The sequence below is a fragment of the Bacillus sp. JS genome (assembly GCF_000259365.1).
Lineage (GTDB): Bacteria > Bacillota > Bacilli > Bacillales > Bacillaceae > Bacillus > Bacillus stercoris.
The window spans coordinates 1,920,106-1,942,616 of the sequence record NC_017743.1 but is presented as its reverse complement, the minus strand read 5'-3'; the positions used below and the strand labels follow the sequence as shown (position 1 = coordinate 1,942,616).

General features: G+C 38.8%; 19 protein-coding genes and 5 pseudogenes. 8 read left to right on the top strand and 16 right to left on the bottom strand.

Features of this window, described 5'->3' with window-relative positions; translation table 11 throughout:
• Positions 1-3: 3 nt before the first annotated feature.
• From xynB to MY9_RS09630, 5 genes are all read right to left on the bottom strand, one after another.
• On the bottom strand, positions 4-1,605 hold the full coding sequence (gene xynB / locus MY9_RS09650) for a xylan 1,4-beta-xylosidase (protein ID WP_014664088.1): 1,602 nt from the start codon (positions 1,603-1,605) through the stop codon (positions 4-6).
• Positions 1,606-1,627: 22 nt separating this feature from the next.
• Complete coding sequence (locus MY9_RS09645) at positions 1,628-3,019, bottom strand: MFS transporter (protein WP_014664087.1); 1,392 nt, start codon at positions 3,017-3,019, stop codon at positions 1,628-1,630.
• Between the two features lie 868 nt (positions 3,020-3,887).
• A complete protein-coding gene (locus tag MY9_RS09640; protein ID WP_003231681.1) occupies positions 3,888-4,052 on the bottom strand; it encodes a hypothetical protein in 165 nt (54 codons plus the stop codon).
• 261 nt (positions 4,053-4,313) lie between these two features.
• Positions 4,314-4,955 (bottom strand): DUF3885 domain-containing protein, encoded by a 642-nt coding sequence (locus MY9_RS09635; RefSeq protein ID WP_014664085.1) that lies wholly within the window; start codon positions 4,953-4,955, stop codon positions 4,314-4,316.
• 277 nt (positions 4,956-5,232) lie between these two features.
• Positions 5,233-5,745, bottom strand: coding sequence for a GNAT family N-acetyltransferase (locus MY9_RS09630; RefSeq protein ID WP_014664084.1), 513 nt, complete (start codon positions 5,743-5,745; stop codon positions 5,233-5,235).
• 287 nt (positions 5,746-6,032) lie between these two features.
• Here MY9_RS09630 and MY9_RS09620 point away from each other — a divergent pair, with 287 nt between their 5' ends.
• Positions 6,033-7,163, top strand: coding sequence for a response regulator aspartate phosphatase (locus MY9_RS09620; protein ID WP_014664083.1), 1,131 nt, complete (start codon positions 6,033-6,035; stop codon positions 7,161-7,163).
• Positions 7,153-7,296 (top strand): hypothetical protein, encoded by a 144-nt coding sequence (locus tag MY9_RS21735; RefSeq protein ID WP_153801665.1) that lies wholly within the window; start codon positions 7,153-7,155, stop codon positions 7,294-7,296. Before MY9_RS09620 ends, MY9_RS21735 begins: the two co-directional genes overlap by 11 nt.
• A 28-nt stretch (positions 7,297-7,324) precedes the next feature.
• On the opposite strand, the pseudogene MY9_RS20940 reads toward MY9_RS21735, so the two are convergent.
• Positions 7,325-7,908: pseudogene (locus tag MY9_RS20940) on the bottom strand (DinB/UmuC family translesion DNA polymerase); the annotation flags it as partial.
• Between the two features lie 43 nt (positions 7,909-7,951).
• Between MY9_RS20940 and MY9_RS09605 the strand changes: the two are divergent.
• Positions 7,952-8,176: pseudogene (locus MY9_RS09605) on the top strand (HNH/ENDO VII family nuclease); the annotation flags it as partial.
• A gap of 12 nt (positions 8,177-8,188) precedes the next feature.
• Positions 8,189-8,647 (top strand): SMI1/KNR4 family protein, encoded by a 459-nt coding sequence (locus tag MY9_RS09600; protein WP_014664081.1) that lies wholly within the window; start codon positions 8,189-8,191, stop codon positions 8,645-8,647.
• 712 nt (positions 8,648-9,359) lie between these two features.
• On the opposite strand, the pseudogene MY9_RS09595 reads toward MY9_RS09600, so the two are convergent.
• Together MY9_RS09595 and MY9_RS21125 are read right to left on the bottom strand one after the other, a co-directional pair.
• Positions 9,360-9,876 (bottom strand): annotated as a pseudogene (locus tag MY9_RS09595) (peptidoglycan recognition protein family protein); the annotation flags it as partial.
• Between the two features lie 42 nt (positions 9,877-9,918).
• Positions 9,919-10,121: pseudogene (locus tag MY9_RS21125) on the bottom strand (phage holin family protein); the annotation flags it as partial.
• Positions 10,122-11,020: 899 nt separating this feature from the next.
• Here MY9_RS21125 and MY9_RS22010 point away from each other — a divergent pair.
• The 3 genes from MY9_RS22010 to MY9_RS09570 are packed head-to-tail and all read left to right on the top strand — an operon-like array spanning position 11,021 to position 13,568.
• Complete coding sequence (locus tag MY9_RS22010) at positions 11,021-12,886, top strand: T7SS effector LXG polymorphic toxin (RefSeq protein WP_014664079.1); 1,866 nt, start codon at positions 11,021-11,023, stop codon at positions 12,884-12,886.
• A gap of 20 nt (positions 12,887-12,906) precedes the next feature.
• Entirely contained in the window at positions 12,907-13,215 is a 309-nt protein-coding gene (locus tag MY9_RS09575) for a hypothetical protein (RefSeq protein ID WP_014664078.1), read from the top strand.
• 53 nt (positions 13,216-13,268) lie between these two features.
• Positions 13,269-13,568 carry a contact-dependent growth inhibition system immunity protein gene (locus MY9_RS09570; protein WP_014664077.1) on the top strand — a complete coding sequence of 100 codons (300 nt, stop codon included), beginning with the start codon at positions 13,269-13,271 and terminating at the stop codon, positions 13,566-13,568.
• Between the two features lie 38 nt (positions 13,569-13,606).
• Here MY9_RS09570 and MY9_RS21555 read toward each other — a convergent pair.
• The 6 genes and pseudogenes from MY9_RS21555 to spoVK all read right to left on the bottom strand — a co-directional run.
• Positions 13,607-13,752: pseudogene (locus MY9_RS21555) on the bottom strand (peptidoglycan-binding domain-containing protein); the annotation flags it as partial.
• Between the two features lie 84 nt (positions 13,753-13,836).
• Positions 13,837-15,171, bottom strand: a complete 1,335-nt coding sequence (gene glnA, locus MY9_RS09565; protein ID WP_014664076.1) for a type I glutamate--ammonia ligase — start codon at positions 15,169-15,171, stop codon at positions 13,837-13,839.
• 58 nt (positions 15,172-15,229) lie between these two features.
• Positions 15,230-15,637, bottom strand: coding sequence for a transcriptional repressor GlnR (gene glnR, locus MY9_RS09560; RefSeq protein WP_014664075.1), 408 nt, complete (start codon positions 15,635-15,637; stop codon positions 15,230-15,232).
• A 109-nt stretch (positions 15,638-15,746) separates the two neighbouring features.
• Positions 15,747-17,012: a methionine gamma-lyase family protein gene (locus MY9_RS09555; protein WP_014664074.1), complete on the bottom strand. Its 1,266-nt coding sequence runs from the start codon at positions 17,010-17,012 to the stop codon at positions 15,747-15,749.
• A 17-nt stretch (positions 17,013-17,029) separates the two neighbouring features.
• Positions 17,030-18,292: a GTPase HflX gene (gene hflX, locus MY9_RS09550; RefSeq protein ID WP_040083090.1), complete on the bottom strand. Its 1,263-nt coding sequence runs from the start codon at positions 18,290-18,292 to the stop codon at positions 17,030-17,032.
• A gap of 132 nt (positions 18,293-18,424) precedes the next feature.
• The gene (gene spoVK / locus MY9_RS09540) at positions 18,425-19,393 is read right to left on the bottom strand and encodes a stage V sporulation protein K (RefSeq protein WP_041521344.1); all 969 of its coding nucleotides are present in this window, start codon (positions 19,391-19,393) and stop codon (positions 18,425-18,427) included.
• Positions 19,394-20,021: 628 nt separating this feature from the next.
• Here spoVK and cwlC point away from each other — a divergent pair.
• A complete protein-coding gene (cwlC, locus tag MY9_RS09535; RefSeq protein WP_014664068.1) occupies positions 20,022-20,789 on the top strand; it encodes a sporulation-specific N-acetylmuramoyl-L-alanine amidase in 768 nt (255 codons plus the stop codon).
• A gap of 63 nt (positions 20,790-20,852) precedes the next feature.
• Here cwlC and MY9_RS09530 read toward each other — a convergent pair whose 3' ends face one another.
• On the bottom strand, positions 20,853-21,473 hold the full coding sequence (locus MY9_RS09530) for a hypothetical protein (RefSeq protein ID WP_014664067.1): 621 nt from the start codon (positions 21,471-21,473) through the stop codon (positions 20,853-20,855).
• A gap of 48 nt (positions 21,474-21,521) precedes the next feature.
• Complete coding sequence (gene nrdF, locus MY9_RS09525; protein WP_014664066.1) at positions 21,522-22,511, bottom strand: class 1b ribonucleoside-diphosphate reductase subunit beta; 990 nt, start codon at positions 22,509-22,511, stop codon at positions 21,522-21,524.

The following is a 22,511-nucleotide window of genomic DNA, read 5'->3' as shown; positions in this document are numbered from 1 at the left end:
ACTTTATTTTTCTGTATAACGAAAATATCTAAAGTCGGCCGGAATATGATGACCGCTGGTATCTTGACATTGCATCCCTACAAAGGCTCCTGTAAAGAATCCTCCCCCACGGATGTAATCATCTGATAATTTTTTCGATTCCAATGCAATATCAATTTTGTGCCAATCTTCTTTGTTAAAAGAATAGAAATAATAATATTTTTCCTTGTCGATATTTACTTTTAAATATACATACTTTACTTCACGAGGAATAACAATTTTATTGTGTAATGGCTGTGAAAAAGAAAAGTTATCACATATTGTTAATTCAAGAATACGGCCAAGTTCTTCATCATGCGTGATTTGAAGAGCCGTCCAGTTCTCTGTATTGTAGTAGTTCACCAATCCAGCAGCTTGTTGAAAATTTTCCGGGAAAAACGCTACAGCTGTTTCCGCTTCAAAATGGAGGCTTTGCCAACGCCTGGCTACAAATGCCTGAGTAAATGTCGAGGTTAATGATTCATGACCGTATAATCGTAAATGATTTGGCACCTGGATTAATGAACCTAATTTTTCTGTAAACGGGATTCTTAACGTTTGAAAATTGATATTTAATGTTGAATCCTCAAATTCATCAACTTCGGGGTACGTGGCTTCAAACACGGTTTCGGGTATAGAAGGCGCTTCCACCTCCAAGCTTCCTTCTTTTCCGCCTGCTACATAGGGCCATTCATCTTTCCAGTAGAGTTTTTGAATAGCTGTTTCTCTGCCCAAAGGACAATATCCTCTCTGCTGAAAAATTGACTCATCGTCTGGATGTATGGGACGTCCCGTTAAATGAGCTAAATACCACTCACCTGTATGTGTTTGAACAATAGATGCATGTCCGCATTTTTGCAATTGATTTCCTGGATCATGCCATGACGTTAAGATTGGATTATCGGGATGAACTTCATATGGTCCCTCAATATTTGCAGATCGGGCAATTGTAGCAGCATGTTCGAACCGTGTTCCGCCTTCTGCAGTTAGTAAATAATAATAGTTCCCGATATGATAAAGGTGCGGAGCTTCTGTTAGCTTTCTGTCAGTTCCTTTAAATATCACTTTCGGTTTACCGATTAATTTTTGCTCCTTATCAGAATATTCCTGGATGACAATTCCTCCAAATGAGTGCCGGTCAATACGGTGATCCCATAACATATTTAATAAATATTTTTTTCCATCCGTATCATGGAATAAAGAAGCATCAAACCCCGAGCTGTTTAATGGTATCGGCTCTCCCCAATCACCATTAATCGTTTCACAAGTCACTAAATAATTGTGACAATCTTTCCAAGCGCCATCTACTACCTTAACGTCCGTATAGATCAGCCAGAACCTTCCATCACTATAGCTTAAACATGGTGCCCAAACCCCACCTGAATTAGGATTCCCTTTCATGTCTAATTGTGAAACTCTCTGTAATGGGTGTGCAACTAAGCGCCAATTGACTAAATCTTTTGAATGATGTATCTGGACTCCCGGAAACCACTCAAATGTAGATACAGCGATATAATAATCCTCTCCTACCCTGCAAATACTTGGATCTGGATTGAATCCTTTAAGGACTGGATTTGTAATCTTCATTTGGGACTCCTCCTCAGTTTATCTAAGCTTTGAAATCATCAATATGGTCCAAATAAACTTTGTCTCTATTCTCTAATTCTCGAACCATGTTTTTATATTTTTTCTCATCTAAGTTATAGAAATTAATATCAATTAAAGCCAGAGCCAGCAAGAACACGGGAATAATGGTGGTTGTAATTAAAATCCCCGTTAATGCCGCCGGAGTTTGTGCCTGATTTGCCACATATCCAAACTTATCAAGAACCAGACCCGGAACAACTCCTCCTAAGGCCATGCCGAATTTAAAGAAAAATCCGATAATAGCGTATATGAGACCGCCCATTCTTTTCCCAGTCCTGTACTCTCCATATTCTATTGTTTCAGGAATAAGCGCCCACATATATCCCCCGGCAGTGAGACTTCCAGCAGCAGCGATTAAGCGACAGAAAAGTATGAGGTATACATTACTTGGCGGAACAAACAGTAAAGCTAAGAGGCCGATTATATTCAGTAATAATGCATAGTTTAGTAATTTCTTCTTTCCCAAAAATTGATGAAGCCTTGGAATAAACGGTAAAATAACCAAAGCGGGCAAACTTCCTATCAAACCGTACCACTTCACCAAATCCTCTCTTTCTAAGTTGTACGTTACGTAATAAATGCCAACCGAATTACTGATGGAATTCACTCCAAAAATAATGATAAAGAAAATACTTAATACAACAAGTGGACGATTAACACGAAACTGCTCAAATATATCCGTAAATTTAATTTTTTCTTCGGATTTTTGAAGAGTGACACGCTCTTTTGTGCTTTTAAAACAAAAGATTAAAAGGCACCCGCCTATCATTCCCAAAATACCCATGGTTAGTTGCCAGCCAAGAGATTCGTTGCCGGAAGTATCGCTTAAATAAGCAGCCAGTAAGGGAACAAAAAATGCAACGACAAGTCCCCCAAGATTCGCAAATAACATACGGACAGACGTTATACTAACCACTTCTTGATTATTTCTGGTCATTGCAGATGTTAACGCGCCATATGGCACGTTTATCATTGTGTATGTAAGCGACAAGCCGACATAGGTGATATAGGCATATATTAATTTCCCCATATCCGAAAAATCCGGGGTTGTAAAACAGAGTATGGCCAGTATGACAAATGGAAAAGCTCCGAATAAAAGATACGGTCTAAAGCGTCCAAATTTGCTATTCGTTCTGTCAACTATTGTTCCAATAAAAGGATCAGCGAGTGCGTCGATTATTCTAACCACTAAGAACATAGTACCGGCGGCGGCTGCCGATAAACCAAATACATCTGTATAAAAGAACAAAAGATAAGTAGACACTGTTGCATAAATTAAATTACACGCAAAATCTCCAGACGCATATCCAACTTTTTCAACCATGCTAATCTTCTTTACATTTTCACTGAGCATGATTTCTCCCCTTTTCGATCCTTTAATATGGAACAGTGTGAAACGGTTTAAAAATCCCCTCAAACTTATGGACTGGACGTGTTTATAAAAGCGCTTTCAAAACAGAGTATTTTCATCATCTAAATGGTGATCAACAAGCAGTAAACTCATCTTTTTTCGTCATACTTTATATGCTGAAAAAGGATAAAAGCTTCTTTCTTTTGTTTGTTATAATTCCCCCTTCCATCCATATTTAACAAGAGCTTTATCGCTAGACAATTAAAGTTCACCTCATTAGTTTGTTGACCGAACAAACTAACTTGATTTAATATTATAAAATCCCTTTGACTTTTTCAACATCTTTTTCAGAAAGTTTAAACAGGAATGAAATTAATATTGATTTTTGACTCTTTCGTTATATTCAGTGTCTCAAACATTTGCGAATGTCATGTATCAATTAACAACGATCAGTCCGAAAACAGATTCTTGTGTAACCACATGACAAAGATAATCTATGCGAAATAAGGAATTGGTTAGTGGTAAGCTGCATTTAAGAGTTTGATAAAGGTGATAACAGAATGTATAGAGACTGTTATCGTAGATTTATGCTGATGGCTAGCCTGGTCATGAGTAGAAAGAAAAGGAATGGCCAGAGTAGTTTATGTTATAAGTCCAACCCTACATACATATATCAATACAGGAATAAATAAGAAACAAAAACAGAGAAGCTTTCAACAGGAGTAGAACTGGCAAGACTGTGTTAAACACTATGATTTATCCAAACTTATTTTAATCTTAAAAATTTAATTGAGGGTAAAAACAAAAGAGAATACAGAAATTAATTCTGTATTAATTTTTTCAATAATCCTGAAAGTCATCTGTACAATATCTAAAAAGCCTTAAATACTGAATTAAAGAAAAACATCAATATGATAATGGCTAGCACAACAACAATTTCAAAAGTATGTGAACTGCCATCTTCTTTTTCTCGTTCTTTCTTCTCCCTCATTTGCTCCCTATACTTTCTTTGTATTTCATCCTTTTTTTTATCCATCTTACTCGACCCCTTTCATCATAAAGTAAAGTCAAGCAATTCTGAAATTTTCCATCCCTTTTGTTGACACTTAATTTAATCCAATCCTCATCATCAGCATATGGTTTTTTGAAATGGACAACCAATTGAATCATTCATTTCTCAGCCCGACCTTTAGAATCCTTCCCTTACGTAAAACTATTTTAGCTGTTGTCCCATGGCTTGTCGGACTGAACTAGCCATATAAAACTTAGATTTTTTCAGTTTCTATTAAAAAAAGTATTACACGTACTTATACTCTTCTACCCAGTCGTGATATTTTTCATAAAGGTGGCGTATTCGTTTGAAATCAAGAGCTATGACTTCACATCCGCGGTCATCATAGATAAAGAAAATAATGTCTTTTGTAATGTTCACAAAGAAAACATCAGGGTAATCAATAGAGTAACCTCCGAATTTCGGTTTTAATGGAAAATCTTCGTTACTGGCGGCTTTAAGTAATTCAGTTACACGTAAGTCTCGAGGTTTGCACAACAAGGAAAATTGCTGCATCTCATATTCTTCAGCTTTATTGATTTCGAAAGGGTAGGGATATGTCTTCACCATCATTTGATTCAAAAGATTTTTACACTTTAGAAATGGTTGATATACCTTTAATTTTCTTATACATTTCTCTTTCTTTTTGTGCTTATACATATTCGCCACAAGGAATATGTCATCATTTTGTTCGAATAATTCATTAAAAATGATTGAGATTTGTTCATATACAATCTGAAACATCTTTAGATTCAATTCTTCATTTGCTTTGAGTTGATAGATATTTTCTCCAAGACAAAAATGGATTCCTGTGCCCCATTGATTATAGATGCTAGGAATTAATTCGAGATTTTGAAACCTTTCCTCCATATACCCTATTACATTCATTCACACATTCTCACTTTCGGTTAATCGGATGATTTTATGTAGACCTAGAAAAATTGTAATTCCTTCCTATGATTGTAACTTTAGTATACCATTTTCACTCTGAGCGATCGATAGGAATATGGTCTTTTTGGAACCCCTTAAAAGATAATGAACACCTGTGGCAGGTTCACTTATTCTCTGAGTTCAATGACTTATTAAGCAATTCACCATAGATCAATTCTTAAAGGCAAAAGTGAGAAGATCGGTTATAAAATGATTAACGCTAAATCAGTATAGTTCAATTCCACTCTTCCTCTAAAATAGCGTAATAATATTCATCCCACCACTCATTGCCTTTTGGAATACACTTTTTAAAAAAGCCTTCTCTTCTCATTCCAATCTTCTCCATAACTCGGTATGATGGAATATTCTCAGGTTGACAAGTAGCTATAATCCTATGTAATTTCATTTCTTTAAATCCGTATTCCAAGATAGCCTGCGCAGCTTCAGAAGCATACCCTTTATTTTGATAATTCGGATTAAACACCCACCCAATCTCATATGTATGTTCACCAAAATACTTATGAAAAACAATATGGCCGATAAGTAAATCTTCATCTATTAGTATGACAGGAAATTTTTCAGCGTCATCACCTTTGTTTTTATTTACAAATGCTTTTGCTTCTTCTTCAGTAAAAACCCCTTCTGGTATATACTTCATCACATTAATATCTGATGTATACGCATATACAGCTTGCCAATCTTTGAATTCGAATTCACGTATCAATAACCTTTTTGTTGTTATATGCATTAAAGTAACTCCCCTCGTTCTTACTTGACCTTTATTTCGATATTAAGACAACAATAACCTCTTTAAATGACTATCCTTATTCAATAATATTGCCACTTACTTGAATCAACTGATTCTGACAGTGAACAAGCAATGGATTATGATTCACCGAGATAAACCTTCTAGCCTTCTCTTAATTGAGAAGGTTTTTTTTTCGTTTTTTAAGATAACATTAATCTTCCTTATTCATTTAAATATGATAAAATATGACATATTAGTCTATTGGATACATATAGGGAGGGATTTCAATGGAGCAATTAATTCCGTCATCCGCAGTTGGAGTTAAAATCAATGAGTGGTATAAATACATACGGATGTTCGCCGTTCCAGATGCAGAGATATTAAAAGCAGAGGTTGAAGAAGAAATAAAACATATGAAGGAAGACCAAGACTTATTGTTGTATTATTCACTAATGTGTTTTCGTCATCAGCTAATGCTCGATTACCTTGAACCTAAGTCCTTGAATGAAGAACGCCCTAAAATTTCAGACTTATTAGAAAAGATTGAAAGCAAACAAACAAAACTTAAAGGTGTCCTGGAATACTACTGCAATTTCTTTAGAGGAATGCACGAATTTGATAAGAAGGAATATATAAAAGCAATAAGGTCATATAAAATTGCTGAGAAAAAGCTCGCTTTAGTAACAGATGAAATTGAACGAGCAGAGTTCTATTTTAAAATGGCAGAAGTGTATTATCACATGAAACAAACCCATGTATCAATGCACTATGCTGAAGCAGCCCTTAACATTTATAAAGACCAAAAAACTTATACTGTTCGCCGAATACAATGTGCTTTTGTTGTAGCAGGCAACTTTGATGATCTGGAAGGTCATGAAAAAGCAGTTCCGCATCTTCAGGGAGCCTTAAAAGACTCAAAAGCCATAAACAAACACAAGCTAATTGGTGCATCATTATATAATTTGGGAAACTGTTATTATAAGATGAAAGAGTATGACAAAGCTGCTGAATATATTGGACAAGCAGTCTCATTGTACGAAAACGATAAAAGTGATCTTCTCCCTCACACGTTATTTACACTGACACAAATTTACTTCAAAATGAAGGATATTGAAAAAGGCTTTATTCTTTATAAAAAAGGAATCGAGAAAGCACAAGCCATAAACGATGATGTCTTAGTTGCTGAGTTTAATTACTTAAAGGCTTTATATATCGACTCTATAGATAAACGCACAGTTTTTCAAACTTTTTCTGTACTAAAAGATAATGTTATGTATCCAGATTTAGAGGAATTAGCACTCGACACGGCTAATTATTGTAAGGAGATAGGGCAATTTGAAAACTCAACCACCTTTTTTGACGTAATGGTGGACGCCCGAATCCAAATACAAAGAGGAGAGTGTTTATATGAAATTTAAACTTGCATTAGCCACCTTGTCAGTTGTCGTTGGATTAGCAATTTTTAGTGGCTTTTCATCCTCGAATGACAAAGAGTTCCATGAAGCTAAAAGGAATATTACTTCTATTCAACCGACCAAGTTTTTTGTTTAATGTTTAGCCCTTCTCATTGAGAAGGGTTTTAACTCTTATGTCCACCTGTTATCCAGCTCGATAAAGCGCAGTTCCTGCAGGTGTATAAGAAACTGCTCTCAGAATTGCTTTCGATCCGTATTTGCTTCTAATCCCATCCATGACAAACCCGAGTTTCCTTCTCTTTTCATTATCCGCTTCAAATAAACTCAACTGCTGGTTAACATCTTCCTCAATATTTGATAACGTAACTGAGATACTTCTCACTGTTTTATCCGAGTAAAATTTATTAAAGAGCATTAAGCAGCATCTATAAATATCCATTGTGATATTTGTAGGAAGATCAATTGTTTTGGCTCGATGAAATCCACAACCAAGCTCATCTTTACTGTAGCCAATTCCTAGACTTATTGTTCAGCCAACTTTATTATGTGCACGTGCGCTTCTTGCGACCTCACAAATCTCTAGAAGAACAGCTTTAATCTCTTCTTTTCTTGTGTAATCCCTCAGTAAAATCTGACTCTTACCAAAACTAATCTGCCCCTGCATCAACGGAGCGCCGATTTCTGATAAATCAATTCCATGAGCATGATAATACAACTGGTTTCCCATTATGCCGAACTTTTTAGGTAGAGGAGTTCGTAAAGGTTCAAATGAAGTTAAAGATATGACTAATGCAAAAGATGGAACCCAAATTAATGTGCATCATTTGATTCAAGAAGAGCCTGGCAATATGCTCGAGATACCTGAAAGCTGGCACAATAAGTACAGTGATGTTTTGCATGGATTAAAAGAGAATGGACAAAGTTTTAGAAACGATCCAGTACTTGATAAACAATATAAAAGCTTTAGGAGAAGGTATTGGAGATGGAGAGCTCAGCAATTTGAGAACCAAGAATAGAGGTAAAGTTTAATGGATTATTCAAAAGTGAAAACTTTCTTTGATGAAAATAAAGAAAATTCAATTCTCACCGGGGGAGTCACTGAAGATCAGGTTAGAGAAATAGAAGAGGATCTTAATGTACCCCTTCCAGACAGCTATAAATGGTTTTTAACTGAGTATGGTTCAGGGGGAGCATACGGGACAATGATACTCGGATATGACTTTCACGGTGCTGAAGTTGTCGAACAGACCAATGAATATAAAAAATATTATAACCTTTTCGATGGTCTTGTAGTGATCGAATATGTTGATGAATTTTCTTATTGTCTTGACACTAACAAGATAAAAGAAGGAGAATGCCCTGTCATCCTTTGGGATAACCAAGAGGGATATGGTAAACAAGTTGGTAGCACATTCCTAGAGTTTTTAATAGAAGAGCTTGAAGAAACGAAAGACGACTGGATTGATGATGGAGACTGGGACGATTAAGTCAAAGGATTGCAATTTAGAGCCCCTCATTATATGAGAGGCTCTTTTATTACTTCAATTTCTCTTCAATTTTCGCTTTAGTCTTAGGTCCATAAATATTGTCCTGCCTAAGCCCCTGTATAGAATAGAAAACTGCACTCATTTTGTTTTAAAATGAAGTATGGAACACATATAGTAGTTATTGCTGGCTGTATGTGCAACTTAATGTCAATTTTACTTTGGAGAAGCATTACGTTCATCTTGAATAGTTCGATCAAAGTTCAAATGAAAATTCTCGAATTAAGTCCTTTGTGTATATATTAGTTTTGAGAAAAGGAGGGATTTGTGATTTTTTATTATGAAGTAATTTGTATAAGTTGCAGGAAAAGATTTAGAGTATATGAAGGCACATTGAAATATAAGCAAGTTAAAGAAAACATGAAAGGAAAATATACTTGTGAAGAATGTAGTCATAACATACGTTTAGAGGCTATAAAAAACTTTTTCAGATAACATTTTTTTAAGAATTTCTTATAGTATGTTAACTAGAAAACTGCAAAAGTCTGATCTAATAGGCTTTCTTTTTTTGCATAAAAAAACTCCCGGTTTATTCATCGAGGGTTGATTTTTATGCTTAAATCATCCTTTTTATTCTTATTTCACTTTAAAAATGCCGGAAGGTAGATTAAAGAACGATTTCTTTTTTGCTTGAGCTTGATTTTTTAACTGTCTTAGATGAAGTTGTTTTCTTGCTAGATGTTTTGCCGCCAAGCGCTTTTAATTCAGCATCAGTTGCAGCTTTGACTTCATCCCAGCGCCCTTCTGACAAGATACGATGCGGGCAATACTTTCCGCTCCAATCTTGATGCTTCCGCACACGATCAATACCCCATCCTCGTTCTTTAAGCAGCTGCGCCACAAATTTAATAGCCAGCTTTTCTGCCGCGTAGTATTTAGCCCCTCCTGACTTGCTGTAGCAGATTTCAACGCCAATAGACTTACGGCGTTTGTACCGTCGCCTGTGTGCCATGCATTGCGATTTAACGGCAGGCCTTGAATAACCTCTTTATCATCACTGCAAAGTGAACACTCGTTGAACTGGTGTTTCCGGTCATGTAACTGACCTCGTTAGCAGCTGACGCGTCGTTTGCCGTGTTGTGAATGCTGATGTATTCAGCGTCCATGTGATTCGGGCATTCCAAACCGTATTTAGCTTCTGATATAAGATTCATTTTCACTTTGATTGTCATAAGTGTACTCTCCTTTATTTTGATATAGAAAAAGCCGCCGGGTTATCCAGCAGCCTGTTCATCCTTTTCATTTGTTTGTTCGTTGTCATTTTCGATTACGTGAAGCCGGTCCGTGATAGCAGCCGGAATCTTAACGCCAATCTGTGTAAGGTTCTCCGTAATGGAAAGTCCCTCATTAAAAGAACGGTTCCAAATGTCAGGACACCGTTCAGATTGAGGATTGTATCTACGATATTTGCCACAATTGGAGTTAGATTCATAACTTCAAATTTTTTTGGTCATATTTTGGTCAAGGACCAAAAATATTGTTCTCTTAATCTTTTGACCAAAATTTAAAAATCCCTTGACACCAATAGTGCCAAGGGATTGAGAGATTAATACTTAGACATATACTGTTCGCGTTCCCAAGGATGTACTTGTGTGCGGAACATGATTCTTTAGATAAAATAGCTAATCTATAACAATCAAAACCCTTACTTATCAAGCGTTTCAGCAAATTCATTCGTTTAGATTTGTAATACATTAAGTATGATTAGTTAATTTTTTTGGTCAAATTTTGGTCTTAATTTTGGTCAAAAGCATGTTTTATGAATAATATGCTGACTACCTAGGAGGGAGTTAATCACCCCTATTAAATCATTGATTTAATAGGATTTATAACAATATTTTTGTGCAAAGTTTGCGCAAAAATATATTTGGAATTCTTTTTGCTTGTTTACTTTTTCCTCCCTCTAAACTTTTGGGAATAATGATATATCAGATAAACAATCAGAAAGACTAATGTAGCCATGGCAACATAGTATAATGGCATCGCCAAAAAAGGAGCAAAATTCGCTATGACCATCAGTATAATGATGGCTATTCCATATAAACTTATAAAGCGTAGTAATGCCATATTATCTCCCCTTGCTGTTTTCATCATTTTAACAAAAAAAGTAAGGTGCTAAAGGGCTATTTTTGTTATGCGATATCCATGCACAGACTGGAACCGCCTGACTGCGTAAACGGTCTTCAATTAATTCAGATAGGTAAAATGACACAGATCAAATTAATCATTTCTCACTTTTGAATCACATCCGTGTCTGTTTCTTCATTTTCCCATGGTAAAATCTTGTTGGAGCTATTCAAACGAAAGGATATGATCATGAAAGTATTTGAAGCCAAATCACTGCTTTCCGAAGCAGATAAACGCGCAAAGGAATACAAAGAATTAAGAAGTCAGATGGTCAATCTCAAGAAGGCCTTTAAAGCCGTAGCTGATTTAGATGACAGTGAGTTTTCCGGAAAAGGCGCCGACAACATCAAAGCATTTTATCAAGATCATGCAGGTGTAGCTGACAATTGGATTGACTTACTTGATATGAAAATTGCTTTCTTGACGAGCATTTCAGGCACTTTAGAGGACGCCAGCTTATCTGATGCATATATAGAAGAATCCTTCTTAGAACACGAACTGGCTAACGCCTACACAAAATCTATTATGTCAGAACAAAAGAAAGCCATGAAGGATATCTTAAATGATATTGACGATATACTTCCGCTTGATTTGTTCTCGACAGAAAACTTCAAAGACGAACTCGCCAATGCGGAGGACAAGCGCAAAAAAACAGTCGACAAACTAGGTAGCGTGGACGAAGCACTTGTTACTGAATATGCCCAGTCAGAGCCAAACGAGCAATTCATCAAGAAGGACTTCCAAAAGCTTGAGGAATCCACAGGCAAAGGGAAGAACGCCACACCCATTCACTACAACGCCAAGGCGTACCGTGAAAGTGACATACATAAGAAAAAAGGCGATATTGAGAAACAGACTGAAGCTTATTTGAAGATCAAGAAAGATGAAGCGAAAGAACGAGAAATCAAAGATTTAAAGAAGAAGCTAGCTGACGGAGTGACGGATCCGGATGAATACTTAGAAATTGCCAAGAAGGTCGGCTATGAGAATCTTACCCCTGAGCAGCTTGAATTTGTTTCATTTCTTGAACAGCGTAAAGCTTTCATGGATAACGGAAAAGAAGTGTTGCAAATCATAGGTGATGGCGCCAAGGGTGCGATTGTTGGTATATACGATCTTGCCAAGGATACCGGTGAAGGAGCCATTCAATTTGGATGGAATATCGGTTGGACGATTGATAACTTAAACAAGGATCCTCAAAAAGTGTTGGATACCGTTTTGGAATACGACTATCAAGCTGCCTTTCAAAGCATGGTTGACACATTGAAGGATAATTGGGATACAAAAATGATTCACGGGGATGCATACACACGGCTGCACTATGTTACTTATTTGGGCGGAAGCCTTCTGTTATTGAAAGGTGGAAAGTCCTCTGTCTCAACAGGCTCGAAAGATCTTGCTACAGTTGGGAAAGTAGCTAGTGAAAAGATTAAAAATGGCAATCCATCTGTCAAACCTTATATTAATCGATATACTCCTGCATTAGAAGGGATTCTACAAGACGCCGGGAATCCTATTAACGTTAAAAATACTCCGTTATTAAAAAGTATTGCGGAAAATGAAAAAAGCAGTGTACTCTTCAAGTCAGAAAAACCAAACGGTGGGAATCATAGAGATACTGGCAGTCTTAAGGTTAATATTCCTGATAGTAGCATTAAGCACTCAGACATAGGTGATTTTACTAAAAACCCGAAAACAGGTAATATTTCAAAAATGAAAGGTGGAGGACATGGACAAAGTAACATTGAATTTCTTGAAAAAAATAATATAGATTATAATATAAATAAAGTATATGAAAATGGTGTTAGAGTAGGTAATGTTCCCGGACACAAGGTGAAAGCAAAAAGATCAGGCTCCAATCAATCTTGGTTTCCCGAAAGTTGGACAGAGTCTGATATTGCAGCAGCCGGTGCAAAGATTGCTGAATTACCCGAATTCACTAATGCAGAAAATGGTATGACTATATTCGGAGAGTATAAAGGTGTTAGGGTTGGAGTTATTAAAACAAATGGAGAAATAGGAACCATTTTCCCCGATGCAACTAAACAACCATAGACAAAGTATGGAGGATCAATATGAATTTAGAGAAAAAAATGGAAGCTATATTAATTAAAAGAAAAAAACTTAATCTTAATGATGACTATGGAATTCAAAAAAGTTGGGATGAAATAGTTGAAGTGCTCTCAGAAAATGAAGAAAATACAATTAGCTATCTAGAAAATTGTAATAAAGAAGATTTATATTGGATCAGTGAGGTATTTGAAGATTTAGCTGAAAGTTTGCAAAGTAAAGAACTTATTAATTGTTTAAGAAAATTAGATGAAAAGTACCCTGACTTAGAAATGACAAACGATATTGATATAGCAGAAAGTTATATAGAATAAGATATGCTCTATTTCTCAGATTTGAAGTTAACATTTCTTGGTGGTGATAAGTAATGATTGAAATCGAAGTTTCTGATCCTGTATTTAGATTTCTCGGCGGACATTTCCACCAAGATATAGAATCTCCTGAAGATGCTCTTAATGAATATCTAAATGAAGCATCACAAAAGCTAAAAGAAAGAGATTTAATAGTACTAACTGAGTTTTTAAATAGTGATTATTCAGAAGAAGACAAGAATGAATTTATAGAGGGAGCAGCGGATGGTATATACTTTCCTGAAGATGATATAACACCCTTAAAATGGCTTAAGCAAGTCACTGAACAAATTAGAAAACACCTTAAAACAACATAGTTAGAAAAAGAGCCCTCTTTTAAGAAGGGCTTCTTTTATTAATTCAATTTCGCTTCAATTTTCGCTTTAGTCTTAGGTCCATAAATGCAGTCAGGCCACATACTGACTGGAACCGTTTGACTGCATTTGCTGTTTTCAGACCATACACGCCGTCAATGCCGTTATTCCTCGTCCTTTTGTCTGGTGTTACAGGATCTATATTAAATTATTAAATTGTTTAACTAATCAATAAATCCCCTGACACCAATAGTGCCAAGGGATTGATAGATTAATACTGAGACATATACTGTTCGCGCTCCCAAGGGTGTACTTGCGTGCGGAACATATCCCATTCGATTTCTTTTGCTTCGATGAAGTGTTCGAATAGGTGCTCGCCCAGCGCTTTGACCATGACTTCGTTTGATTTGAATTCTTCTAGCGCTTCCGCAAGTGTTGCTGGAAGGTCAACGATTCCGTTTTCCATGCGCTCTTCTTTGCTCATCACATAGATGTTGCGGTCGATTGGAGCTGGCGCTTCCAGTTTGTTTTTGATTCCGTCTAATCCTGCAGCAAGCAATACGCTAAGTGCAAGGTACGGGTTAGCAGCTGGGTCTACGCTGCGTACTTCAACACGTGTGCTGATGCCGCGGGAAGCCGGGATACGGATAAGCGGGCTTCTGTTTTGCGCGCTCCATGCTACATAACAAGGTGCTTCATAGCCAGGAACAAGACGTTTGTAAGAGTTTACTGTCGGGTTTGTTACTGCTGTAAAGCTTGTTGCGTGCTTCACGATACCTGCAATGAAGTGTTTCGCTGTTTCACTTAGCTGAAGATCTGCGTTTTCGTCAAAGAATGCATTAACACCATTTTTGAAGAGTGATAGATTGCAGTGCATACCTGAACCGTTCACACCGAACAATGGTTTTGGCATAAATGTCGCATGCAGGCCGTGTTTGCGGGCAATTGTTTTGACAACTAGTTTAAATGTTTGGATGTCATCACAAGAGCGGACTGCTCCAGCATATTTAAAGTCGATTTCGTGCTGACCAGGTGCTACTTCGTGGTGAGACGCTTCGATTTCAAAGCCCATCTCTTCAAGCTCAAGCACGATATCGCGGCGGCAGTTTTCTCCTAAGTCAGTTGGAGCTAAGTCGAAATATCCGCCTTTGTCGTTTAGTTCAAGCGTTGGCTCGCCTTTTTCGTCTAATTTGAATAAGAAGAATTCAGGCTCAGGTCCAAGGTTGAAATCGCTGAAGCCGAGGTCTTCCATTTCTTTCAGAATCCGTTTTAAGTTGTTTCGCGGGTCACCTTCGAAAGGTGTGCCATCCGGATTATAAATATCACAGATGAAACGTGCTACTTTACCTTTTTCAGCTGTCCATGGGAAGATAACAAATGTATTTAGATCTGGATACAGGTACATGTCTGACTCTTCGATACGAACGAATCCCTCAATAGAAGAACCGTCAAACATGACTTTATTATCAAGCGCTTTTCCAAGCTGGCTTACAGGAATCTCAACATTCTTGATTGTTCCAAGAATGTCAGTAAATTGAAGACGGATATACTTCACGTTTTCTTCTTTTACTAATGTTTCGATATCTTCTCTAGTGTACTTTGCCATTTGGTAAAATTCCTCCTCTTAAAAGGTAAATGTATATAGCAAAACAGTTGCTAACGGATTAATGAAAGAAGCGGGACATGTCGCCTTGACGGAATGTATTCCCTCTTTGAAAACGGCCGGCTTGCATAAGCTCGTTTTTCAGGAGCTGTCTCAGTTCGTCATCAGACAGATCATGTTTCATTGGTTTTTTCGTCTTCTCATTTTGTTTCTTCTCCGGCTCGGCTTCCGCCTTCGCCAGAATCTGTTTAATTCCTGCCATGTTTACACCTTGTTCTATCAGGTGCTTGATTTCTAACAGTTTATCTACATCATGAAATGAAAATAATCGTCTATTCCCTTCACTTCTGGCTGGAAATATCAGTCCATTTTCCTCATAATATCGAATTTGTCTTGCTGATAACTCCGTTAACTGCATGACAATTCCTATTGGAAATAAAGGCATTGAGCGGCGAATATTATCACTCATCTCAATTTCCTCCTTTTCTTAACTTAGTTTCATTATAGGTGATGTTATATTTTGTGTCAATACGATGTAAGGATTCTTAACATCAAATTAAGAGAAATTTTTAAAAAATTTAAATTAATTGCTTTTCCATCAGTGAGTCTACCGCACTGCATATGGCATTCTTCACATGCGAATAGGTTAATCCTCCCTGAACATACGCTACATACGGCGGGCGAATAGGGCCATCAGCTGATAATTCAATGCTTGCTCCTTGAATAAATGTGCCTGCTGCCATAATGACATCATCCTCGTATCCCGGCATATAGGCCGGATAAGGCGTCACATGAGCATTGATTGGCGATGCAAATTGAATAGCCTGGCAAAAAGCAATCATCTTTTCTCTGTCAGAAAACTCAACGGATTGTATTAAATCCGTTCTTTTCGCATCCCATTTCGGGTTTGAAGTGAAGCCGAGTTTTTCAAGAAATCTCGCTGTAAACACCGCTCCCTTTAGACTTTGAGACACAACGTGAGGCGCCAAAAAGAAGCCTTGGTACATTTCTTGGAGCGAGTAAAGAGACGCCCCTGCTTCTCTGCCGATGCCAGGTGACGTCATACGGTATGAGCAAGCTTCAATCCATTTCGCTTTTCCAACAAGGTAACCGCCTGTTTTCGCAAGACCTCCGCCGGGATTTTTAATAAGAGATCCAGCCATCAGGTCGGCTCCGACATGGCAAGGCTCAAGTTCTTCCACAAATTCTCCGTAACAGTTGTCCACAAAGACGATCAAGTTTTCATTGATTTCTTTTACAAAACGGATCATTTCTTTTATTTCACTAATTAAGAAAGAAGGGCGATTGGCATACCCTTTTGAGCGCTGAATGCCGATTACTTTGGTCTTCGGATTAATCGCAGCGGCGACTGCATCGTAGTCTATCCTTCCGTCTTCCGTCAGATCAACCGCATTGTAGCCGATTTGAAAATCCTTTAATGATCCAGCGTTTTCTCCGCCTCTGACGCCCACAATTTCCTCTAACGTATCATACGGCTTGCCCGTTATATAAAGGAGCTCGTCCCCCGGTCTGAGGACACCGAACAAAGCAATCGAGATGGCATGTGTGCCTGAAATGATTTGCGGCCTTACAAGCCCCGCTTCTCCGCCAAACACATCCGCATATATGCTTTCAAGCGTGTCTCTTCCGATATCATCGTAGCCGTATCCAGTAGACGGCGTGAAATGCGTGTCGCTTACTTTGTGTTTTCTATAGCTTTGAAGCACTCTCCATTCATTGCGCTCGCTGATTTCTTCTATTTGTTTATGAACCCCGGCAATGTCCGCTTCCACTTCCATTGCCGTTTTTTTGAGTAATTCTCCGTGTGTTAATGTGTCAAACATGTCTTTATATTTCCTTCCTACATATACTTCTTTAATTCACCGATGATACTTTGCTCTTCTTGGACATAGCCCGATATGTCATACCGTTCATTTTCTTCATTAAAATAGAAGCGGTCTACCATCGTTTCCGATTTGATTCTGGAAAGGAGCTTCCCTTCACTTGCCGGCACATGTGCTTCAAAAGACGTTAACAGCTCTTTGCGCAAATAGCGCTGAATCGCTTCTTTAAAGGTTTCATCGTCGTCCTCAAATTTCGCACTGACCATAATATGATCCCTTCCGGCGGACGGTATAAAATCAGGCAGTCTTTGATCACGTTTATTGTAAGCCGTGAGCATCGGGATATCATCTGCTTCAAGTTCCTCAAGCAGACGAAGGACTGTTTTTTCATGTCCCACATAATCCTCATTTGAAGAATCAATTAAATGCAGGATCAAATCCGCTTCTTTTACTTCCTCAAGCGTTGACCGGAATGCAGCAATCAATGTCGTTGGAAGATCCTGAATAAATCCTACTGTATCTGAAAGAAGAACACTGTAGCCGCTTGGCAGGACCATTTTTCTGGTCATCGGGTCCAGCGTGGCAAACAGGAGATCTTCTTCATAGCTGTCAGCACTCGTCAGGCGGTTGAACCATGTTGATTTCCCCGCGTTTGTATAGCCGACAAGCGCAATTTGAAGCACACCGTTTTTCTTTCTTCTTTCTCGGTATCGGCTTCTATGACGAATGACAGTTGAAAGCTGTGTGTTGATTTCATGAATGCGATTTCTGATATGGCGGCGGTCGGTCTCCAATTTCGTTTCCCCGGGACCTCTGGCACCAATTCCTCCGCCTTGCCGGGAGAGGTTGATCCCTTGTCCCGTCAGACGCGGCAGTGCATATTGCAGCTGAGCCAGCTCAATTTGAAGTTTGCCTTCTCTTGTTCTCGCCCGCTTTGCGAAAATATCTAATATCAATTGCGTGCGGTCAATCATCTTCACTTCGATTGCTGTTGCCAATGACTTCAGCTGGCTTGGCGACAGTTCATCATTAAAAATGAGGAGATCAGCATCAAGCTCTTCCACCAGCGCCTTCAGCTCTTCTACCTTCCCTTTTCCTATATATGTAGCGGCGTCAGCCCTGTTCCGTTTTTGCGTGACGCTGGTCAATACTTTTCCGTCTGCTGTTTTTGTCAGAGAGGCTAGCTCTTCCATAGAATTTTCAAAATGCTCATCCGTGATATGCGGCAGCTGACATCCGACTAAAATGGCTTTCTCCTGAATCGTTTCTTGTTCGTTCAAATGGATGTTCCTTTCTTTTGCATATTGGGCAGTAGTATTATCATACCAAACCCTGCATGTGTATACCACAAATCGATTGCTTTGAAAAGCAGAAATACAAGCAAAAAACAGACCTCTCAAAAACTGAGAGGTCTATGCAGATCCAGATGCTTCTTCTTTAATGGAAAGATCTTGGCTTTTGATTGTCATCAAGTCGCTTTTTAAGTATTGGTCTCCCATTAAAAGCCTCATGGCTTGTGCTCTGATCGATTTTTCGATCACATTTCTGACAAAACGTCCATTGCTGAATTTAATGGGACTTGTCGTGCTTTTCACTGCCATTAAGTAATCTTTCAATTTCCATTCCGCTTCTTGACTGAGCTGGTATTCCCTTTCATCAATCATTCGTTTCGCAATCTCCATGAGCTGGGTCACAGAATAATCCGGAAAATCAATGGAGATGGGAAATCTTGATTGGAGACCCGGGTTTAGCGAGAGAAAATGATCCATTTCCCGAGAATATCCGGCGAGTATCAAAATAAACTCATGCTGTTTGTCTTCCATATGTTTTACAAGTGTGTCGATCGCTTCTTTCCCAAAGTCCTTTTCGCCGCCTCTTGCCAGCGAGTAGGCTTCGTCTATAAACAAAATGCCGCCTAATGACTTTTTGATTAAATCTCTCGTCTTTTGGGCGGTGTGTCCAATATATTCCCCGACCAGATCAGCCCGCTCCGCTTCGATTAAGTGGCCTTTTGAGAGGACATTCATTTCAAAGAAAAGCTTGCCGATCAGCCGTGCAACCGTCGTTTTTCCCGTTCCCGGATTTCCTTTAAACATCATGTGCAGCGCTTGTTTTCCCACCTTCAAGCCTTGCTCCGCGCGTTTTTGGTTCACAAAAATCCAGGCGTATATTTCCTTGATGTTGCGTTTCATTTCCTCCATCCCAACTAATGCGCTCATCTCTTTTTCAATTTCCTTCAAAATGCCGTGCTTTGCTTCGTTTTTTTGCAATGCAGCCTGATATTCCGCCTCTGCCTCAGCATTCGTCAGCACCTGCTTTTGCCCGTTCAGAATAATGTTGATCTGTCCGTTGTTTTTATAAGTCACAGCGCGCTCCAACATCTTCACCTCTCTGTTCTCTCTATATGATATTCAAGCGGATGCCGATTGTGACAAACGCCTATCATGTGTCGAATCAGTTGCTTTTTTCGGGAACGATAAGGAATCCTGCGCTTTCCCGAGAAATACTTTATTTCTTATTGTATTCACGGACATTGGGTGGACAAACCATGAGATTTTGTTTTTAATCATTTTATTAGAGTAATATATACTTTTCTCCCTTAACGTTGAGAAACACGGGCTGTTTTTTTGTGCAAAGCGTATCATCCGCCCGAAGATCCCTGCGAAGGTGTTTTCTTTTTCTTCTAGTGATATCTTTCATGACCCATCCCTTCCTTTTTTCAAAATGAACGGCGCTCTCATATCTAAATGCATACTTTTAAAATGAAAGCACAGTTTAAAACCAGCAGGAATCAGTGCAGATAGAATCGAACCCATAATACTCACTAACATCTGACATATGCACATATTTCATTTCAGACCGTATCTGTTGTCGCTTCATGTTGAATTGTGCGCTTTCCCGAGAAATAATTTCCGGATGTTGAAGGGGTATTTCCTCATTTTTCAGACAAATGATAATCGTACAAGCAGAAGCCGTGTTTTTTCATATCCTGTAATGAGGTGATGAAGAATGGTTAAAATTTTTATTGATCCTGGCCATGGCGGGTCTGATCCTGGCGCAACAGGAAATGGCCTTCAAGAAAAAACGTTAACCCTGCAAATCGCTTTTGCCTTACGTACGATATTGACTAATGAATATGAAGGTATTTCTTTGTTGCTGAGCCGGACAAGCGACCAATATGTCAGCTTAAACGACAGAACATCTGCCGCAAATAACTGGGGAGCAGATTTCTTTTTGTCCATTCACGTTAATTCCGGTGGAGGCACAGGTTTTGAAAGCTATATTTATCCAGGTGTAGGTGCCCCAACGACGTCTTATCAATCGTCAATTCACTCTGAAGTGATACAAGCTGTCGACTTTGCCGATCGCGGCAAAAAAACAGCCAACTTCCACGTCCTAAGGGAGTCGGCCATGCCTGCCCTATTGACCGAAAACGGCTTCCTTGATACCGTTGCCGATGCAAACAAACTGAAAACAAGCAGCTTTATTCAAAGCTTAGCGAGAGGGCATGCAAACGGGCTGGAGCAAGCCTTTAACCTTAAAAAGACTTCCAGCACAGGGTTATATAAGGTTCAAATCGGTGCATTTAAAGTCAAAGCGAATGCGGACTCGCTGGCAAGGAGTGCCGAAGCTAAAGGGTTTGACTCGATTGTCCTTTTAAAGGATGGATTATACAAAGTGCAGATTGGCGCATTTTCATCCAAAGACAATGCGGACACTCTCGCTGCCAGAGCAAGAAATGCCGGCTTTGACGCTATTGTGATTCTGGAATCATAGTCGAGACGGAGACGAGCGTCTCATAAAAAAACCCGGCTCCTCATCACGAGAAACCGGGTTTTTTTATTCAAGAATATCAACAACAAACTGTGACCATGTTTCCAGACGGTTATAGATGTCATCCTGTTTTAATTCAGAAACTTTCATCCATTTACCTGCAATTTGGTCTTTCTCTTTCACTTCCACTTGTGCGCCGGGCTTCAATTGAAGCGCAGAAAGAATACCGATATGCACTTTACCAACACTGTTTTCATCATCATTGATCAATCCCAGTGTGACAATCGCCTGTTTATCTTCTTCATTTATTTGCAGTTCTTCCTCAAGCTCACGGTCTGTGTTCAGCTTTAAGACTTCAGCAAATGAAGCTGCCCCTTCGATGGCGTTCATATGGCCGCCAAAGCCGAGAGAAAGTTTGTTGTGCAGACGTGATTCACCGCCGCCGGCCAGCCGCTCGTAAAGGAAGACTTCATCTTCGCGCTTAATGACAACATAAGGTATCGGCTGCTTGAAACGCGGATCTTCTTCCGCGTCCCCCCTTCTCATTTCACGATAGGCTGCTTCGAGCTCGGCCATGATTTCTACTACTCTGCTATCTTCACTGTTCACGCCCTGGAAGGTTAAGCTTTCTTTTTTAAACACATCATCACGCGGGGCGACTAAAATCATTTCGTCCATTTTTCCCATGGGTACTGCGTCCTCCTCATTTAACCTTCAAGCCGAAAAGAGCAGATATTATATCTGCTCTTTTTCATCTTCAAAATAAAAGTCATCATCTTTGAGCGGCTCAACTGTCGCTTTTTTATAACCGTTCCCCTTCATGGAGAAGAAGTCATGCGATTTAGTTTTTGTATTTAATCCGTTTAAAACGATCGGATTAATATCTTCCTCTTCGAAGTATGGATCAAATCCAAGGTTCATGAGCGCTTTATTTGCATTATAGCGGATGAATTTCTTTACATCGTGTGAGAGTCCGACTTGATCGTACAAGTCCTCTGTATACTCAAGCTCATTTTCATATAACTCATTCAGAAGGTCGATCGCAAATTCACGAAGCTCTGCTTTTTTCTCTTCTGTCTGTTTATTATAAATTTCCTGAGCAAGGAGACCGACATACACGCCGTGAATCGCTTCATCACGAAGAATCAGATTAATGATCTCACCGCTTTGCATCAGTTTTCCTTGTCCGTAGAAATATAACGGATAATAGAAGCCGCTGTAGAAAAGGAAGCTTTCCAGATAGACGGAAGCAACCATCGCTTTGAACAGTGAAATTTCATCATCTTTTTGAATGGCTTTGTAAAGTCCGACAATCATTTGCGCTTTTTTCTGCAAATATTTATTTTGTTTAACCCATTCGAATACTTCGTTGATCGTTTCAGTCGGTGCAAGGGTCATGAAGATATTTGAGTACGATTTCGCATGGACAGCGTTCTCCATCATCGCCATAAAGTTCAGCACCGCTTTCCGCTGGTGGCCGTCTACGTGTTCAGCCACGATCGGCATCCCCGTATTCCCCTGCTCTGTATCAAGAAGCGTAAGTCCGGCAAGTACCTTCATATAAGTGTCCTGCTCATTTTTTCCGAGGTACTTCCATGTGAGGAGATCGCCGTTTAAAGCAATCTCTTCCGGAAGCCAGAACTGTTTTACGTTTTGGTTATAGAACATTTGGGTAAAATCGTCTTCATGCTTTGACCAGTTTGCTGCGTCATAAATTTTTGTCAC

Coding starts and splice junctions, on each gene's coding strand:
- xynB (WP_014664088.1), bottom strand. CDS start 1,605: ATGAAGATTACAAATCCAGTCCTTAAAGGATTCAATCCAGATCCAAGT.
- MY9_RS09645 (WP_014664087.1), bottom strand. CDS start 3,019: ATGCTCAGTGAAAATGTAAAGAAGATTAGCATGGTTGAAAAAGTTGGA.
- MY9_RS09640 (WP_003231681.1), bottom strand. CDS start 4,052: ATGGATAAAAAAAAGGATGAAATACAAAGAAAGTATAGGGAGCAAATG.
- MY9_RS09635 (WP_014664085.1), bottom strand. CDS start 4,955: ATGAATGTAATAGGGTATATGGAGGAAAGGTTTCAAAATCTCGAATTA.
- MY9_RS09630 (WP_014664084.1), bottom strand. CDS start 5,745: ATGCATATAACAACAAAAAGGTTATTGATACGTGAATTCGAATTCAAA.
- MY9_RS09620 (WP_014664083.1), top strand. CDS start 6,033: ATGGAGCAATTAATTCCGTCATCCGCAGTTGGAGTTAAAATCAATGAG.
- MY9_RS21735 (WP_153801665.1), top strand. CDS start 7,153: ATGAAATTTAAACTTGCATTAGCCACCTTGTCAGTTGTCGTTGGATTA.
- MY9_RS09600 (WP_014664081.1), top strand. CDS start 8,189: ATGGATTATTCAAAAGTGAAAACTTTCTTTGATGAAAATAAAGAAAAT.
- MY9_RS22010 (WP_014664079.1), top strand. CDS start 11,021: ATGAAAGTATTTGAAGCCAAATCACTGCTTTCCGAAGCAGATAAACGC.
- MY9_RS09575 (WP_014664078.1), top strand. CDS start 12,907: ATGAATTTAGAGAAAAAAATGGAAGCTATATTAATTAAAAGAAAAAAA.
- MY9_RS09570 (WP_014664077.1), top strand. CDS start 13,269: ATGATTGAAATCGAAGTTTCTGATCCTGTATTTAGATTTCTCGGCGGA.
- glnA (WP_014664076.1), bottom strand. CDS start 15,171: ATGGCAAAGTACACTAGAGAAGATATCGAAACATTAGTAAAAGAAGAA.
- glnR (WP_014664075.1), bottom strand. CDS start 15,637: ATGAGTGATAATATTCGCCGCTCAATGCCTTTATTTCCAATAGGAATT.
- MY9_RS09555 (WP_014664074.1), bottom strand. CDS start 17,012: ATGTTTGACACATTAACACACGGAGAATTACTCAAAAAAACGGCAATG.
- spoVK (WP_041521344.1), bottom strand. CDS start 19,393: ATGTTGGAGCGCGCTGTGACTTATAAAAACAACGGACAGATCAACATT.
- cwlC (WP_014664068.1), top strand. CDS start 20,022: ATGGTTAAAATTTTTATTGATCCTGGCCATGGCGGGTCTGATCCTGGC.
- MY9_RS09530 (WP_014664067.1), bottom strand. CDS start 21,473: ATGGGAAAAATGGACGAAATGATTTTAGTCGCCCCGCGTGATGATGTG.